General features: G+C 58.2%; 12 protein-coding genes and 5 tRNA genes. 3 read left to right on the plus strand and 14 right to left on the minus strand.

Translation table 11 applies throughout. The annotated features are described in order from the left end of the window. Window positions 1-48: 48 nt before the first annotated feature. The 3 genes from PVT68_RS03920 to PVT68_RS03930 all read right to left on the minus strand — a co-directional run bounded on the left by PVT68_RS03920 (window position 49) and on the right by PVT68_RS03930 (window position 5,146). A complete protein-coding gene (locus PVT68_RS03920) occupies window positions 49-2,850 on the minus strand; it encodes a LuxR C-terminal-related transcriptional regulator (RefSeq protein WP_280321314.1) in 2,802 nt (933 codons plus the stop codon). Between the two features lie 102 nt (window positions 2,851-2,952). Next, window positions 2,953-3,927 carry an NAD(P)H-dependent flavin oxidoreductase gene (locus PVT68_RS03925; RefSeq protein WP_280321315.1) on the minus strand — a complete coding sequence of 325 codons (975 nt, stop codon included), beginning with the start codon at window positions 3,925-3,927 and terminating at the stop codon, window positions 2,953-2,955. Window positions 3,928-3,994: 67 nt separating this feature from the next. Then, the gene (locus tag PVT68_RS03930) at window positions 3,995-5,146 is read right to left on the minus strand and encodes an acyl-CoA dehydrogenase family protein (protein WP_280321316.1); all 1,152 of its coding nucleotides are present in this window, start codon (window positions 5,144-5,146) and stop codon (window positions 3,995-3,997) included. Window positions 5,147-5,425: 279 nt separating this feature from the next. On the opposite strand from PVT68_RS03930, the gene PVT68_RS03935 reads away from it, so the two are divergent. After that, window positions 5,426-6,061, plus strand: a complete 636-nt coding sequence (locus PVT68_RS03935) for a TetR/AcrR family transcriptional regulator (RefSeq protein WP_280321317.1) — start codon at window positions 5,426-5,428, stop codon at window positions 6,059-6,061. A gap of 55 nt (window positions 6,062-6,116) precedes the next feature. Continuing rightward, window positions 6,117-7,793 carry a GMC family oxidoreductase gene (locus PVT68_RS03940; protein ID WP_280321318.1) on the plus strand — a complete coding sequence of 559 codons (1,677 nt, stop codon included), beginning with the start codon at window positions 6,117-6,119 and terminating at the stop codon, window positions 7,791-7,793. Window positions 7,794-7,901: 108 nt separating this feature from the next. Here the strand turns inward: PVT68_RS03940 and PVT68_RS03945 are convergent, their stop codons facing one another. The 3 genes from PVT68_RS03945 to PVT68_RS03955 all read right to left on the minus strand — a co-directional run bounded on the left by PVT68_RS03945 (window position 7,902) and on the right by PVT68_RS03955 (window position 10,097). Then, a complete protein-coding gene (locus tag PVT68_RS03945) occupies window positions 7,902-8,807 on the minus strand; it encodes a DUF2279 domain-containing protein (RefSeq protein ID WP_280321319.1) in 906 nt (301 codons plus the stop codon). A 453-nt stretch (window positions 8,808-9,260) separates the two neighbouring features. Then, a tRNA-Ser gene (locus tag PVT68_RS03950) sits at window positions 9,261-9,348 on the minus strand. A 188-nt stretch (window positions 9,349-9,536) separates the two neighbouring features. Then, the gene (locus PVT68_RS03955) at window positions 9,537-10,097 is read right to left on the minus strand and encodes a nitroreductase family protein (protein WP_280321320.1); all 561 of its coding nucleotides are present in this window, start codon (window positions 10,095-10,097) and stop codon (window positions 9,537-9,539) included. 470 nt (window positions 10,098-10,567) lie between these two features. On the opposite strand from PVT68_RS03955, the gene PVT68_RS03960 reads away from it, so the two are divergent. Continuing rightward, window positions 10,568-11,962, plus strand: coding sequence for an adenylate/guanylate cyclase domain-containing protein (locus PVT68_RS03960; protein ID WP_280321322.1), 1,395 nt, complete (start codon window positions 10,568-10,570; stop codon window positions 11,960-11,962). Window positions 11,963-12,032: 70 nt separating this feature from the next. Here the strand turns inward: PVT68_RS03960 and queF are convergent, their stop codons facing one another. The 8 genes from queF to PVT68_RS04000 all read right to left on the minus strand — a co-directional run bounded on the left by queF (window position 12,033) and on the right by PVT68_RS04000 (window position 16,285). Continuing rightward, window positions 12,033-12,866, minus strand: coding sequence for an NADPH-dependent 7-cyano-7-deazaguanine reductase QueF (gene queF / locus PVT68_RS03965; RefSeq protein ID WP_280321324.1), 834 nt, complete (start codon window positions 12,864-12,866; stop codon window positions 12,033-12,035). Between the two features lie 84 nt (window positions 12,867-12,950). Beyond that, window positions 12,951-13,724 (minus strand): ABC transporter permease, encoded by a 774-nt coding sequence (locus PVT68_RS03970; protein WP_280321325.1) that lies wholly within the window; start codon window positions 13,722-13,724, stop codon window positions 12,951-12,953. Continuing rightward, the gene (locus PVT68_RS03975; RefSeq protein ID WP_280321327.1) at window positions 13,721-14,671 is read right to left on the minus strand and encodes an ABC transporter ATP-binding protein; all 951 of its coding nucleotides are present in this window, start codon (window positions 14,669-14,671) and stop codon (window positions 13,721-13,723) included. Before PVT68_RS03975 ends, PVT68_RS03970 begins: the two co-directional genes overlap by 4 nt. A gap of 150 nt (window positions 14,672-14,821) precedes the next feature. Continuing rightward, window positions 14,822-14,897, minus strand: a tRNA-Gly gene (locus PVT68_RS03980). 39 nt (window positions 14,898-14,936) lie between these two features. Then, a tRNA-Glu gene (locus tag PVT68_RS03985) sits at window positions 14,937-15,012 on the minus strand. A 106-nt stretch (window positions 15,013-15,118) separates the two neighbouring features. Further along, a tRNA-Gly gene (locus PVT68_RS03990) sits at window positions 15,119-15,194 on the minus strand. A gap of 1 nt (window position 15,195) precedes the next feature. Beyond that, window positions 15,196-15,271 (minus strand) — tRNA-Glu (locus PVT68_RS03995). A gap of 195 nt (window positions 15,272-15,466) precedes the next feature. After that, complete coding sequence (locus PVT68_RS04000; RefSeq protein ID WP_280321328.1) at window positions 15,467-16,285, minus strand: DUF1499 domain-containing protein; 819 nt, start codon at window positions 16,283-16,285, stop codon at window positions 15,467-15,469.

The following is a 16,285-nucleotide window of genomic DNA, read 5'->3' on the forward strand; positions in this document are numbered from 1 at the left end:
ACGGGAGGCTGAACCAGGCTGGTGCACAGCCAGCCGGTTGGAATTCGCTCAGCCGATGAGGTTCAGCTTGCGCGCAACGGCCACGGCTTCGGTGCGGGTCTGGGTGTGCAGCTTGGCGTTGATATTGCGAAGGTGGGTGCGCACGGTATTTTCGGAAACGAACATACGCTCGCCAATGGCGCCGTTGGAAAGTCCTTCCCCCAGCAGGCACAGAACCTGGAACTCTTTACGGGTAAGCTTTTCCAGCGGCTTGCCATCCGGGGTTTGTGTAAGTGTCGGGCTATTGGCATGGGCGCTGGCTGCATCACCAGAAATACCAGTGCCGGGCGATAACTCGCGAACCAACTGTCGGAACAGGGCTTGGGGCTCGCGTATCAACAGCTCCGGATCGAAGGGCACACTCTGCTGATTGGCCAGGCGCTGCAACAGCTGCACGGCCAGCTCACCCTCGTCGAGAATCAGACGCACATAGTGTTCGGAAGCGGCAATGCGCAGCACATCGCGCAGCTGTCGCAGCGCGGCCTTTCCATTTCCGGTGCGGTACAGGGCGAGGGCGTACAGCAGGCGGAGCTTGAGCGCGCGACGCCCGCGCCCGGTGCCTTCGGCCTGGCCGATCTGGTCTTTTAGCTGGCGCGCCGCGGCATCGCTGTCGGCAAAGTGGATTTTCCAGCGCAGTTCCGCATCGGCGGGAATATCCAGGTCGCTGCCGAACAGGGACCAGTGGTCAAATTTGTCCCACTCACCGGCGGACTGAGCGCGCTTCAACTCATCGCGGGCGGATTGCTTATCCCCCTCGAGCAGAAAAATCCGGCTGCGCTCCAGGCGCGCGCTCGCCACCAGCCGCGGCAATTCGTTGCGGTAACCGAAGTATTCCAGTTCGGTAATGGTCTGGAAGGCGCCGTCGTGATCACCGCGGGCGTAGAGAATCCGCGCGAGATTGCGGTGACCGCAGATCAGATGGTCCGGCACGCCCTGCTCCTGCACCAGCGGTACATACACCTGCAGCAGACGCTCCGCATCCGCAAACTGCCCGCACTCGTACCACACCTCCGACAGCAGTACCGCCGCCATGGCGTTGCCATTGGTCACCGGGCGACCGTTGCGCTCGCTGACACCGGCGGCGAGGCGGAAACGCGCTGTAGCCTGGCGCAGGCGTCCCTGCAGCAGTTCGATGGCGCCTTCAACGCACTGAGCGTAGATGTGGGTAAACGGAGTACAGTCGATCACCTGCAGGCGCCGCCCCTCGTCCAGCAGGTCCTGGGCCTCGCGGTAATTACCCACCACAAGTGCCACGTAGGCAAGCGAGGTGCGCAGGATGGCGTGGGGAAACGTCTGCGTCACCGGCAGGCGATGGATGCAGTCTGATGCGATGCGGTAGGCCTCGTCGTGACGATCCAGCATCGACAGTAGCATGGGCCGGAGCGCCATACCGTGCAGGTGTACCTGGGACTCCATCGGGGCGTCCTGTTCGTATACGTTCAGCTGCGTCATGGCTTCCGCGGCGCCGCGGGTAAAAGCGATGGCCCACACGTGCACCACCTGTAGGCCCGGCCACTGCTGCAGCTTGCCCGCCGGCACCATCGCCATCAGACGGGTAAGCAACAGGCCGCGGCCATCGCCCAGCAGGCGCTCCGCATGCCGGGCGAACAGCGGCAGCGCATAGTCCATATCGCCGGACTTGAGCGCCTGCTCAATGGCAGCTACAACCCGCTCCTGGGCAAGGTAGGCTTCCGCCGCGGCGCGGTGCAGTGCGGGCAACTTTTGTGGATACCGCTGCTGCAATTGCCCCTGTAGAAAAACCGCGAACATACTGTGATAGCGGAACCAGCGCCCCTCCTCGTCCATGGGTTCCAGCAGAAAGCGATTGCGGGACAGGGCCAGCAGCTTTTCCTGACTGCCATTGCCCGCACACACCGCATCGCACAGCTCGGCGGAGAGTTGCGGAAGGATGCTGGTAGCAAGCATAAATTCCCGCAGTTCGTCGGGCTGGCGCGCCAGCACCTCTTCCCCAAGATAGTCTGCTACCAGCGCATTGGAACCTGAAAAGCCGGCCACCAGTGCTGCCGGATCGCGACACTGCTCCAGTGCGAGGTAGGCAAGCCACAGGGCCGCAGCCCAGCCCTCGGTGGTCTGGTGCAGACTGGCGATATCTTCCGGGGCAATTTCAAGCCCGCACTCCCGCTGTAGAAACTGCGCGGTTTCCTCGGCGCTGAAACGCAGGCTGTTGGCATCAACTTCCTGCAACTGCCCGCGGGCCCGCAGCCGCGCGAGGCCGATATCCGGCTGGGTGCGCGATCCCAGGATCAGGCGACCATGCGGAGGCAATCGCTCTGCCAACTGGCGAATAAAGGCGAGGGCCACGCTGTTCTGCACTACTTCAAGGTCATCGAGAAACAGGGCGAAGGGACCGGGCAGCATCTCCACCCGGTCTAGCAGATCCATGGCCGCCGCACCGGGCGCGTCACCCGCGCACTCAGCTTCCTCCGGCGAAAGTTGGTCCAGGGTGCGGGCAAGAAAATGTAGCAGCCGCGCGCTGTCGTTGTCCGCCATATCCAGCCGCATCCAGGCGGTGGCGACGCCCTGCGCGGTGAGCTGCTCGTACACCTGCCGCATCAGGGTGGATTTGCCAAACCCCGCCGGCGCGCGCACCAGAGAGACGCGTGCGCTCTTGCCATCACCGTGGTCATTGCCACGGCAAAGTTGGTCGTTGAGTGTGTTACGGAATATCTGAAAAGGCGGTGCCTGCGGACAGCACAGTTTGGCGGGTTGCGCCATTACCCGGCGCTGACGATGCTCAGACTCAGCGGGTGGGCGCGGTTGCTCGGAGAGCTTGGCTACGGACTCTATCATCGGCCGGCTTGTAGTTATTATGTCGCTTGAAAATAAGTGGGGCGCCCGTACCTGTCAACCGCGATTCAGGCACCCCCTGAGGAAACAGTCACAAAGTGCGGCTTACCCGAGCAGTTGCGCCCGCGCGCGGATCACCGATCTCGCCTCCTCCATCATGCGCGCCAGTAGTTCGTCACAGCTGGGAATATCATTGATCAATCCGATAACCTGCCCAGCGGTCCAGATGCCGCCCTCCACGTCACCGGCCTCCAACACCTGCTCGCGCCCGCGTACTCCGGCCACCAGTGGCTGCAGGTCGGCAAACTCCGTATCTCCCGGGCGCGCCTCGATGGACACCACTTCGGAGGCAATGGAGTTGCGGAATACCCGCGCGGTGTTGCGCAGGCTGCGAAAAATCAGGGTGGTCTGGCGCTCATCCGCGTCCACCATGGCCTGCTTTACATTCTGGTGTACCGGCGCCTCTCTGGTAGCGACAAATCGGGTGCCCATATTCACCCCTTCCGCCCCCAGCATCAGCGCCGCGGCCAGCTGGTAGCCGTTGCCGATGCCGCCGGAGGCGATCATCGGAACGGTGAGCTTTGATGCAGCCACCGGCAACAGCACCAGATTGGTGACATCGTCTTCTCCCGGGTGCCCAGCACATTCGAAACCGTCCACACTCACGGCGTCGCAGCCGACAGACTCCGCCTTGAGCGCATGCCGCACCGAGGTGCACTTGTGTATGACCTTCACACCGTATTTTTTGCACAGGGGAATAAACTCAACCGGATTGCGCCCCGCCGTTTCAATGACTTTGACCCCACCTCCGATGGCAGCCTCCGCGTACTCTTCATAAGGCACCGGCTTGATGGTAGGCAGGATGGTGAGGTTTACCCCAAAAGGTTTGTCGGTCATTTCCCGGCAACGCTTGATTTCCCGGTACAGGTCCTCCGGCGTTGGTTGGGTCAAGGCGGTGAGGATTCCCAGACCGCCGGCATTGGATACGGCAGACGCCAGCTCCGCGCGCCCCACCCACATCATGCCACCCTGCACAATGGGGTATTCGATACCCAGCATTTCAGTAATTTTTGTCTTCACGTTACGACCTCCGGCAGCTTGAAAAATAGAAACGTTTTCCGACTGTTTTAACGCCCTCGATACAGAACTATTTCTTACGGTAGTCCAGGCCCATGTCCCGGGAAATAATTTCCCGCATCACCTCACTGGTACCGGCGTAAATACGTGAAATACGCGCATCAGCGTAGCGCCGGGAAATTCGGTACTCATCCATGTATCCGGCACTGCCGTGAAACTGCAGACACTGGTCTACTACACGCCCTTCCAGCTCCGAACAAAGCAGTTTTACCTTGGCGGCATCCGCACCGCCTAATTCTTCCGCGTTGATCGCCTGCACGCAGCAATCCACAAATACCTGGGCGGCATCCAGTTCCGTGCGCATGCTGGCAAACTGGAAGCGGTTGTTCTGAAAACTCGCCACCGGACTGCCGAAAACCTTGCGCTCCTTGCTAAATTCCAGTGTTTCATCCAGCGCGGCATTGGCGTTGGCAAGGGAGCATATGGCACTTTGCAAGCGCTCTTCGGCAAGGTTCTGCATGAGGTAGTAAAACCCCTTGTCCGGTTCCCCCAGTTGATTGGTCTTGGGGATACGCACGTTATCGAAAAACAACTCCGCAGTGTCCTGGGCTTTCATACCCAGCTTGTCCAGGTTGCGTCCGCGACTAAACCCTTCCATGCCCCGCTCGACCAGAAACAATCCCACCCCGTGCTTGGCATCGCTGGTGCGCGCCGCGACGACAAACAGGTCGCCGATGATTCCGTTGGAGATATAGGTCTTGGCGCCAGTCAATCGCCAGTGGTCACCGCAATCCAGCGCGCGGGTTTTCATTGCCGCCAGATCCGAACCTGTATCCGGCTCGGTCATGGCAATTCCCAGAATGGTCTCGCCACTGATACAGCCGGGGTAAAAGCGGTCTTTCTGTTCTTCGCAGGCAAAGTTGCCGAGGTATCGCCCGACCAGACGGTTGTGGGTAGGGATGAAGATATCGCCGCAGCCGGCCCGATATAGCTCTTCGATCAGTACCTGCTCGTAACGGAAGTCATTGAGGCCGAGACCGCCAAAGCGCTCCTCCGCCCACATGAACAGGAAGCCGTTGTCGCCCGCTTTGCGAAAAATTTCCCGGTCCACCACACCCTGCCTGCGCCATTCCTCCATGTGCGGCAGCGCTTCAGCCTGCAGAAACTTGCGCACGGAATCCCGGAACATTTCGTGATCACTCTCCAGGGGTCTTGCCAGCATGAGCCATCTCCTGTCTTGCCAATTCCTTTGCTGGGGCCCGTGTCGCCGCCCTGACGCGGCTGACAGCCCTGGCGGTCAACGCTCTCTGACGGGGCGTCACTCCCGAACAGGATTGGCGCCTCGGCTTACCTTCGTTACCGCCACTGCCGGCAGCATACACACACTTACTTGCTTGTGACAAGTTTGTTTGTTGTTTAGACTGACAAGCATTGCAGCGGTCCAGCAGACATCGCTTGCCGCAGATCCGACCGCCTTTCGCACACAAGAATCAGGGGCACTATGAATAATTCGGGGAGTAATTCCGTAACCGGCAGCCGATCACGTATGACCCAGGCCGAGCGCAGTGCGCAGTCGGACCGTCAGATGTTTGACGCCGCCATCCGTCTGATCGTGGATCAGGGACCACAGCGCGCCACGCTGGCGGAAATCGGCACCAGTGCGGGCTATAGCCGCGGTCTCGCCGCCTATCGCTACAAGACCAAAGACGTGTTTTATTCCGCCCTGATCGAGCATCTGCATATGCTGTGGTGCGCGGAACTCGACAAGTCCATCGCCGGCACCAGCGGTCTCGACACCATCATCGCCGCAGTCTCTGCACTGCAGAACTTCGTGCGCTCGGATCCCGATCACCTGCGGGCCATGTACAAGCTCTACTACCACACCATTGACCACCACTCGGAAATCACCCAGAAGCTCCAGGAAATCCACCACAACCAGCGCAAACAGGCGCTGCGCTGGATTACCGAATGCGCGGAGTTTTCCGCTAGCCCACTGTCTGCCGAAGCGTTTGCGGAACAGTACTGTGCACTCATCTTTGGAGGCATTTACCAGTGGCTGGTATGCCCGGAGCGCATCAACCTCGATCAGCTGCTGCAGCATAGCAAGTACAGCCTGCAGAGAATTGCCGGCGGCTAATTTCCAGAACTGTCGGCCCGAAAAATACAGCAATAACAACGGCAAGGAGACGGTGATGACAGCAACTACACGAACTACGCGCAAGGAAAGGTTAAATCAGGACTCCTTTGACTACGTCATTGTCGGTGGAGGCTCTGCAGGTTGTGTACTGGCAAACCGCCTGAGCAACGATGGCCGCTTCAGTGTGTGCCTGCTGGAAGCGGGCCCACCCGATGACAGCCTGCTGATCCGCATGCCCATTGGAATCGGTTTTCTTGTCGCCGGCGACAAGTACAACCTGCCCCATCACACCACACCACAAAAGCACCTGAACAACCGCAGCCTCTATTGGCCCCGAGGGAAAACCCTCGGCGGCTGCAGCTCCATCAATGCCATGGTGTACATCCGTGGCAATCCCGGGGATTACGACGACTGGGAAAATGCCGGCAATCCGGGCTGGAACTGGAAAAGCCTGCTGCCCTACTTCCTTAAGGCCGAAGGTAACCAGCGGGGCCGCAGCGGGTTACACAACGACACAGGTCCGCTGACGGTCTCCGATCTGCGCTGGAAAACCCGAGCCGGCGCCGCCTTTGTTGAAGCCGCCCTGAGCGCTGGACACGAACCCAATAACGACTTCAACGGCGACACCCAGTCTGGCTTCGGTTTCTATCAAGTTACCCAGAGAAACGGCCAACGCTGCTCCGCCGCGACCGCCTATCTGGAACCAGCCAGAGTCCGCCAGAACCTCACCGTAATAACCCATGCGCGAGCGGCCAGAATTCTGTTCCGGGGCACCAGGGCATACGGTATAAAACTGATGGACGGTCGCACCGTGCACGCCAGTCGCGAAGTCATTCTGAGCACTGGTGCGCTACAGTCCCCCCAATTGCTACAGCTCTCAGGTATCGGCAACGCGCAACAGCTACAGCAAGTGGGCATCGATCCGCTTCTGGATCTGCCAGGCGTAGGTGAGAACCTGCAGGACCATCTCGACGTAACGCAGGTGGTGAAGGTCAATCGCCCCATCACTTTCTCCAATTCCCTCTGGCCCACACTCAAAGCGGCCGCCAGCCTGCCGGACTTCCTCTGGCGCAACAAAGGCATGCTCACCAGTAATGGCGCGGAGGCCGGCGGCTTTTCCCGCTCGTCGTTTGCGCGCGGATATTCCGACCTGCAATTTCACCTGACTTCGGCACCGCTATTTGATCACGGCCGCCAGCGCCCCGGTGGCTACGGTTATTCGCTGCACGTGTGCGGCCTGCGCCCCAAAAGCCGCGGGAGCGTGCGCTTGCAATCCGGCAATCCCGGAGACCTGCCGCTTGTCGACGCTAATTACCTGGACGCAGAAGAAGACTTGCAGGTATTGATCGAAGGGGTTGAACAAGCGCGGGAAATCATCGAGCAGCCGGCTCTGCAGCAATATTTCCGAGGATGGTGGTTACCGGACGGCAGACTCGACGATCGCAACAAGATCGAGGCGTTTATTCGCCAGCACGGAGAGAGCGTCTATCACCCGGTCGGCACGTGCCGCATGGGCCGGGACGAATTGGCCGTTGTAGACAGTGAGCTGAAAGTGCACGGACTGGAAGGATTGCGCGTGATTGACGCCTCGGTCATGCCAAACATCGTAAGCGGAAATACCAATGCGCCGGTTATTGCACTGGCTGAACGGGCTGCAGACCTGATACTTGAAAGCCAACTAGAGGCCGACACGGACAAGTCTCGCACCCCCGCACTATCATCCACCACCTGACACCAGCCTGCGACCGACGGCACATCAGCAGCGGGAGCGATAAACCCCAAAACAAAAGGCCCGAAAATCACTTCCCGGGCCTTGTCAGATACCAGATTGCTTCGCGCCTCAGAGGGTAGGCCCCTGCCGCTGGTGAATATCAGAGCGCAGTGATATTCCGGGTACCTGGTAGTAATGAGTTAACGTACTGCCATACCGCCCCACGCTCCCCAACTGCTTCGCCAGAGGCTTGAACAACAACTCATCCAGGTTCAGACCAATACCGATAAAAGCCTCGGTTGTGCGGTAGTCCTCATAGGGAAGCTCATTTTTCAGGAACCCCCGGGCAAAATAGCCCAGCTGCAACTCGAAATACTTCAACGGGGTATCCCTGAATGCATTGATCCCATTCAGCTTGGCCACCGCCATATATTTCATACCGGCATAGTCCGTGACCGGGTGGAAGCCATCCATGGCATCAGAGGGCAAATATTCAATACGGAGATCCAGGGTATCTCCCAGGGTATCCGGGTATCGGGTCTTCAGATAGGAGATGCCGGTACCAATCGTATTTGCCGTAAGATCCTGGTACGAGAAACCGTGATCCGCTGAATAGCCGTCAAACACCTCGACATAGAGCATCAATGCCGAGGCAGCCATAGAGCTGTACAGCGCCGAGGAACTCGCGTTATAGCCTTTCTCCATCATCCGATGGGTCAGAAACTCGGTCATCACGTAGGTCGAATACAAATGGCCCAGCTTGTCACTGCCACCACTGCCGGTGTCCATGCCAAACCAGCCCTCTCCATTTACCTTGAACTCCGCATTCCCCCAGTTCCACTCTTTTACCCCGAGGTAGGTAATACCCCCGGCCAGCAGGCCGATTTCCTGCCAGTTTTCCAGGCTTGCGTGCCAGAAGCCCCGGTAATCTCCCTGATAAGCCCCCTGCTGCACCAACTCAGAATCAGCCGCTTCGGCGCTCATCGCTGATAGCGGGAGCAGTGCCAGCAACACAAAAAACGTACGAATAAACAACGGATACCTCGCCATAAAAATTATTGCCTTGCGAGTTACGAAAGCGGCACTTTCACAGTGCATTCCGGTGACTATAAAAAGTTTTACTCAATGCCCTTCCCCCCCAACACCTGTGCATTTTTTCTGCACTGGGTATCAATCATTGGTTCCGGAGGCGGCTAGCATAGCGTCTGAATGGTAATTTTTCAGCCGGCTTATGGTTTCTGCGGATTGTTGGAGTGGGGGGATCGGACCCTGACGCTACAAGACGGAATGATTGGCAGATGACATTACGATGGGGCTGCGGTCGGGATGGACTCAAAACACGCTTGGGCGTGCTTTGACCCAGAGGGCTCGGCTGCGCCTCGGTCTCAACTCGCTTGCGCGAGTTGATCGAACCCTGCGAGGGTTCTTACCCGACCTCGACAGCATTAAACAAAAAAGCCCGGCTTATAGCCGGGCTTTTTCATTTAGTGGCGGTGAGGGAGGGATTCGAACCCTCGATACCTTTCGATATACACACTTTCCAGGCGTGCTCCTTCGACCACTCGGACACCTCACCAAATTGTATGCGTTGTCACGGTTTGTTTAGCGAGCTTGCCGTCCGCACGCTTGCGGGCTCGTTGGCTTTTTTGCCTTGCTAATCAGTAACATAGCGCCCCGATCAGCGAGCGCGCACTTTACAAAAAGGCGGCGGCGGGTGCAAGTGCATTTTGAAAAAAAACCTGATACCCGCCTCCACTCTGCGAATCAGGCCCCCTGCCAGTCGGCAAAGAAATCGGCCACTGCAAGCTCTGGCGCGGGGCGTGGGGCCTTTTGTGGGGTGCCCATATAGATGAAGCCACTGATTTCTTCATTATCTGCGAGCCCCAGGGCACTAGCGACCAGGCGGTTTTCCGCCAGTTCACCCGTTCGCCAATAGGCCCCAACCCCCTCCGCGAAGGCAGCGGTGAGCATGGCCTGGACGGCACCGGCAGTGGACATACGCTGCTCGGCAAATGGCACCTTGGGGTGCTCCTCAAGGCGTGTGATGGCCACCACGATCAGGGGGGCTCGGAGGGGCATGGCGAGAAAGCGCTCGCGCTGGGCCTGGGGGAGCGAACCATCAGCATCACTGGCACTGAGGTAAATTTCCCCCAGACGATTGCGGGCCTCACCCTCCACCACCAGAAAGCGCCAGGGCCGCAGGTTGCCGTGGTCTGCAGCGCGCAGGGCAGCGCGAAAGATATTATCCCGCTGGGTAGCGTCCGGGGCAGGTTCAGTGAGGACACCGACCGATACCCGATTGTGCAGGGCCTGCAATGCGTCCATCTTGTCTCCAGAGCTGATTGAACGTTTGATCCTATGGACAATAGCCACTGATACAGTGACCGCAAATCCGGCGGCGATTCTACCCTATTCGACGAATCGCTGTTGCAGAACAACCGCTCAACATTTGACCTGCGACGCATTAACCATCGCTTTCACTAGCACATAAAGGTAGACTTTGCGCCATTCAGTGACGCAAGCCTCGTTATCAAAAAAAATTCGTGAAACAGAATCGCGAGGCCGACGGAGCAAAGCCCACATCTCAATGCAGAGACCACCCTCAACGAAGTAGCGCAGAAGGTTGTGTCGCAAATTCAGTGCGCCGCCTACATCAAGCTGAAGGTGCCGGAGATGGACATCTCAGCTGCCATATTCGAAGAGATATGGGCCCGCGCAACGAATGTTGATGAGAAAAGAATTACAAGCGCCAGGGCTTGAGCCCGATCAGATAGACACGGAAAGATCCTTCGTTCATGCAGAACCAGCCTGAAGCAAACGGCAACCGCCAGCCCGACGCGCGTTACCCGCTCTACTTTCGCGCACTTATCTGTTTCGCCGCTTCCGGCACGCTGCTGAACAGCGTCAACTGGTCTGCGCAATTCACTCAAAGCGCACTAATGCAACTGGCGATGGCCGCGCTTTTACTCAGCTACATCCCAGTCGCCTACCAGATCTCCCGCCGCAGCGGTGCCGAGAATACCGAACAGCTGCGCCGCTGGCTGGCGTTTACCGACGCCCTGCTGATCGGGATGGCCATGGCAATGGCAAATTTCAGCCTACTGCCCAGCCTGCTGTTCCTGACCATGATCCAGTTCAATGCCCTGACCCAGGGCGGAGGCCGCCGTTGGTTTGAACACAATACCGCGATGCTGCTCGGGGTTGGCGTGGGCTACCTGATACATCGCCCGGCCCTGGTGGTCAATGCAGATCTCAACATCAGCGCGGCCAGCCTGATCGGAGTTTTCACGTATTTCTGCGCGTACGCCTTCTACACCCACAATCAGATTGCCCACCTCAGGGAAAACAATCAGCAGCTGCAGCAGGAACAGCGCATCGCCAACCTGGCCAGCTACAAACTCTCCCGCTACCTCCCCAAACGCCTGTGGCGCGCGGTCACCAGCGGCAAGGAAAAGGAAATCGTTACCGAGCGCAAACTGCTCACCGTGTTCTTTTCCGATATCAAGGACTTCAGTCAGCTCACCGAAGAGATGGAGGCCGAAACCCTGACCCGCCTGCTCAACAATTACCTGACGGAAATGTCTCGTATTGTCGGCAAGTACGGCGGCACCATCGATAAGTTTATCGGCGATGCGGTGATGGTGGTTTTCGGGGATGACGCAAGCAAGGGCCCAAAATCTGACGCACTGCGCTGCGTAGCCATGGCCCTGGAGATGCGTAAACGCGTGCGTGAAATGATGCAGGAGTGGTACAACCAGGGCATCTCTCACCCGCTGCAAATCCGCATGGGCATTAACACCGGCTACTGCACCGTCGGTGTATTCGGTACTGCGGACCACCAGACCTACACCGTGATGGGTACCCACGTGAACCTTGCGGCGCGACTGGAAAGCGCTGCAGAGCCCGGAGAGATCCTGATCAGCCATGAAACCTGGGCAATGATCAAGCAAACCGTACTGTGTCGCGACAAGGGCCACGTCAGCGTGAAAGGCTTCAGCACCCCCGTGAAAGTCTACTCGGTTGCCGATCTGCGTAAAAATCTTGGCGGCAAGCTGAGCTACCTGGAAGAGCACGCCCCCGGATTTGCCATGCACCTGGATCTGGACAAGATCCGCAACTACGACAAGGAAAAGGTGTTGCAGGCACTACAGAAAGCCCAGGCGCACCTGAAAAGCAAAGTTATTCTCTGATCGGGCGCTCAACGCGCCCTATACCCCTCTCTGCCTTTCTATACCCCGTTATTACCCTATCAAGCAGCCCCTATTGCCGAGCGAAACGGCCGGGAAACAGGATTTCACCGGTCGAGGTACGTAAGGGATTGATATCCAGACCACCGCGGCGGGTATAGCGAGCACAGACCGTCAGACTATCAAAGTCCGCTAACGCCTGCAGATCACAGTAGATCCGCTCTACGCAGTGCTCATGGAAATCCTGGTGCTCGCGGAATGACACTATGTATGCCAGCAAGGATTCCCGGTTCAGAGCCGGGCCACGGTAGTGAATGGAAACCGTCGCCCAGTCCGGCTGACCGGTTACCGGACAGTTACTTCGCAACAGGTGGCTGTACAGCGTTTCATCCACCAGCGCATCACCGCCCCGCTGCAGCTGCAGCAACGTAGCGTCCGGCTGATATTGACGGGTTTCGATATCCAGCCGATCAAGACAGATGCCCTGCGGGCGCACCACGTCCAGCGCCTCGCTTTCCACATCAAACAGGGTTACAGCCACGTCGCTACCGGCGGCGGCACTGAGGTCCTTTTCCAGCAGATCTCGCACCGCATCTGCAGAAGCAAGCACAGTCTGGTTGAAGGAGTTCAGGTAGAGCTTGAACGACTTCGACTCAATCATCGATGGCGTAGTGGCCGCAAAACGGAAACGCGCTACCGCCACCTGAGGCAACCCCTTCGGATTGAGCCACGACAACTCGAACGCCCACCACTCATCGGCACCGGTGAACGGCAACGCCTTCCGTTCCAGCCCCAACTGCGCGCGCGACACGGAGCGGGGGATCGGGTGCAGCAGCTTGGGGTTATAACTGGATTCGTAGCGGGTTTCCTGCCCCAGCGGCAGGTTTTGCCAATCTTCTCGATTCATGCTTCTGCTCGAATTTATTTTCACCGGTACACGGGCTCCTACCAAGTGCCCGTAGGAGCCTGCCTGCTGGCGAACCAAACTTTATTAATGACGCAAGCGCTTGCCGTGACGCATCAGGTACAGCGACCACCCCGAGAGCAGCCCAATAAACACCAGCACGCCGGCAAACGCCCAGGCTACATTGATATCGGATACACCAAGCACGCCGTAGCGGAAGGCGTTCACCATGTACAGGATAGGGTTCAGCTTCGACAGCCCCTGCCAGAATGGCGACAACAGTTCGATGGAGTAAAACACCCCGCCCAGATAGGTCAGCGGTGTCAGCACAAAGGTCGGGATGATGGAAATATCATCAAAGCTGTTGGCATAGATGGCATTGATAAAACCCGCAAGGGAGAACAACACCGAGGTCAGAAACACGATCAGGATTGTCACCCCGATATGCTGCACTTCCAACGAGGTGAAGAGCAGCGCAATGATCGTGACAATCAGCCCCACGATCAACCCGCGGGCCACGCCACCCAGCACGTAACCAGCCATCACCACCCAGTTTGGCGTCGGCGAAACCAGCAACTCTTCTACGCTGCGCTGAAACTTCGCACTGTAAAATGAGGACACCACGTTAGCGTAAGAGTTGGTAATGACCGACATCATGATCAGCCCGGGCACCACGAATTCCATATAGGAATATCCCCCCATTTCTCCGATGCGGCTACCGATCAGCGAGCCGAAAATCACGAAATAGAGTGACATGGTGATGACCGGCGGCACCAGGGTCTGTGGCCAGATACGGGTAAAGCGCCGCACTTCGCGACGGAAAATGGTGGAAAAGGAAGTCCAGATCAACTGCGGGCTCACGACTTCACCTCCTGGTTTTCAACATCCTGCTGTTTGTTTTGTGCGAGTAGAGAAACAAACAGTTCCTCCAAGCGATTCGCACGGTTGCGCATACTGGTCACGGATAGTTTCTGCGCACTCAGGTGTGCGAACAGGTCCGACAGCGACTGCCCCTTCTCCACCGTCACTTCCAGGCTGTGTTCGTCCAGCAGGCGCCCCTCAAAGCTGCCAAAATCCGGCGCCTCACCCAGAGCCTCACGGGTGTCGAGAATAAACACCTCTTTGCTCAGGGTCTTGATCAGGGATTTGATGGACGTATTTTCAATAATGTCGCCCTTGTCGATGATGGCGATATTGCGGCAGAGGCTCTCCGCCTCTTCCAGATAATGGGTGGTGAGGATGATGGTGGTGCCCTGAGCGTTAATTTCCTGCAGAAACTCCCACATGGAACGGCGCAGTTCGATATCCACACCAGCCGTTGGCTCATCCAGAATGAGGAGTTTGGGCTCATGAATCAGCGCGCGAGCGATCATTAACCTGCGCTTCATACCACCGGAGAGCATACGTGCCTGGGTGCTACGCTTGTCCCACAACCCCAGCTTGCGCAGGTATTTTTCCGTGCGCTCTTCCGCCAGTGCTCGCGGCATGCCGTAAAAACCACCCTGGGTACAGACGATGTCGAACACCTTTTCAAACTGGCTGAAGTTGAACTCCTGCGGCACCACGCCGAGCATCTGCTTGGCCCGCGGAAAATCCCGGTCGATATCGATCCCAAAGATCGACACGCAACCGCCGGTTTTTCGCACCAGCGAGCAGAGAATGCCAATGGTGGTGGACTTGCCCGCGCCATTGGGGCCGAGCAAAGCAAAGAAGTCACCGGGCTGCACATCAAAACTGACGCCCTTCAGCGCCCGAAAGCCGTTGTCATAGGTTTTTTGCAGATCGCGTATGGAGAGTGCGGCGGTCATAGGTATCCAATATTTCGATCAATGAAAGAGGTACTTATTCAAAGCCCTCAGCGGCGACAATTCAACCGAACCTTTTCCGTACTATAACCGGACCGGCACCGGCGCCAAATTTCAGGCAAAAAAAAGCCGCTCATTGAGCGGCTTTCAAATTGGAGCGGGAAACCGGGTTCGAACCGGCGACCTCAACCTTGGCAAGGTTGCGCTCTACCAACTGAGCTATTCCCGCCTTTTCTGTCCCAGGGTCGCAGTTGCGACCCCAGCGAAATGGCATCCCCAAGGGGAGTCGAACCCCTGTTACCGCCGTGAAAGGGCGGTGTCCTAGGCCTCTAGACGATGGGGACATAGAACATTCCCAACCTCTTTGAAGTTGGGTTTGGCAAACCGGAAACAGCCTTTCAACCATATTCCGACTTACCTGCTCACCCGCTATTGCCGGCGAACAAAAATTGGAGCGGGAAACCGGGTTCGAACCGGCGACCTCAACCTTGGCAAGGTTGCGCTCTACCAACTGAGCTATTCCCGCGTGGCATCCCCAAGGGGAGTCGAACCCCTGTTACCGCCGTGAAAGGGCGGTGTCCTAGGCCTCTAGACGATGGGGACCCAGAAACCTTCTCAGCGTTCGTCACTGCGTTTCGGCAAGTGCGTAGTGCGTCGAAGTGGGGCGCATTCTATGGAGACCCCCGGGGGCTGTCAACACTTCGTTGCAAAAAAATTTAAGAATTTTTCCTTTGCATACAGACACTTACAGAAACACCCCTCGGAACTCGTGAAAATGGGGCACCGGCTGACCAATAATTACTGCGCCAGCCCGGCCGCCGCCCGCAAGCGCTGCTGAAATTCCCGGATCCTGGCCGCGTTGCTGCCGAAATCTCTCTGCCCCTTGCGGGACGCAGAACGTATATCCACCCGGGTACCCCGTTGCTTGCCGGCGCTATCCCCGCGCCCCGGAGCTGGACCCTCAGCACCTTGGGCACCCTCAGGTCGGATTCTCACGACGACATCCTGAGTGATGCCCAGTACAGGAGTGCGAGCGACAGCCTCCAGGCGTCCCTTGCCCGGCTGCACGGCGATGACCCGCCAACCCATATCCCGTGCAACCACCTCCGAACTGGCGATGGTATCGGACACCGACAGAGGAAGAATCAGTGGCTGGATATCCGCGTAGCCCGGCGCCGCACGTTGCACATCGGCGGCAACGGCTCCCGGGTAATCCGGACTGTGGTCGCCAGTATCCCGGAGGGAAACCAGCAGATCGAATTGCGGCGGATCCTTCAGGTCCGTCGAGATATCATAAAGCGCCGGAGCACTCAGGTTCTGCTGCCCCACCGTGAACAGTGGCAGCGCCACCGGCACCAATCCCAGCACCATGGCCCACAGGGCTGCGGTACGCGCCTCCCCATGACGGCGAACCAGCCCCCAAAGGAACACCAGCATCGCGACCAGTGCGACCGCCACCATTGCCAGGCCCACCGCGGCAAACAGGACTAACGCCGAATCCAGCGTCAGCAGGTTGAGCCGCACTCCCGCCACACCAAGACCACCGACCGCCAGTAACAACCACTGAATGCGGTACAACCAGCGCCCCCAGTGCCGCGGGCGTCCAGAACGAATCAT

This window comes from Microbulbifer bruguierae, assembly GCF_029869925.1.
GTDB classification, from domain to species: domain Bacteria; phylum Pseudomonadota; class Gammaproteobacteria; order Pseudomonadales; family Cellvibrionaceae; genus Microbulbifer; species Microbulbifer bruguierae.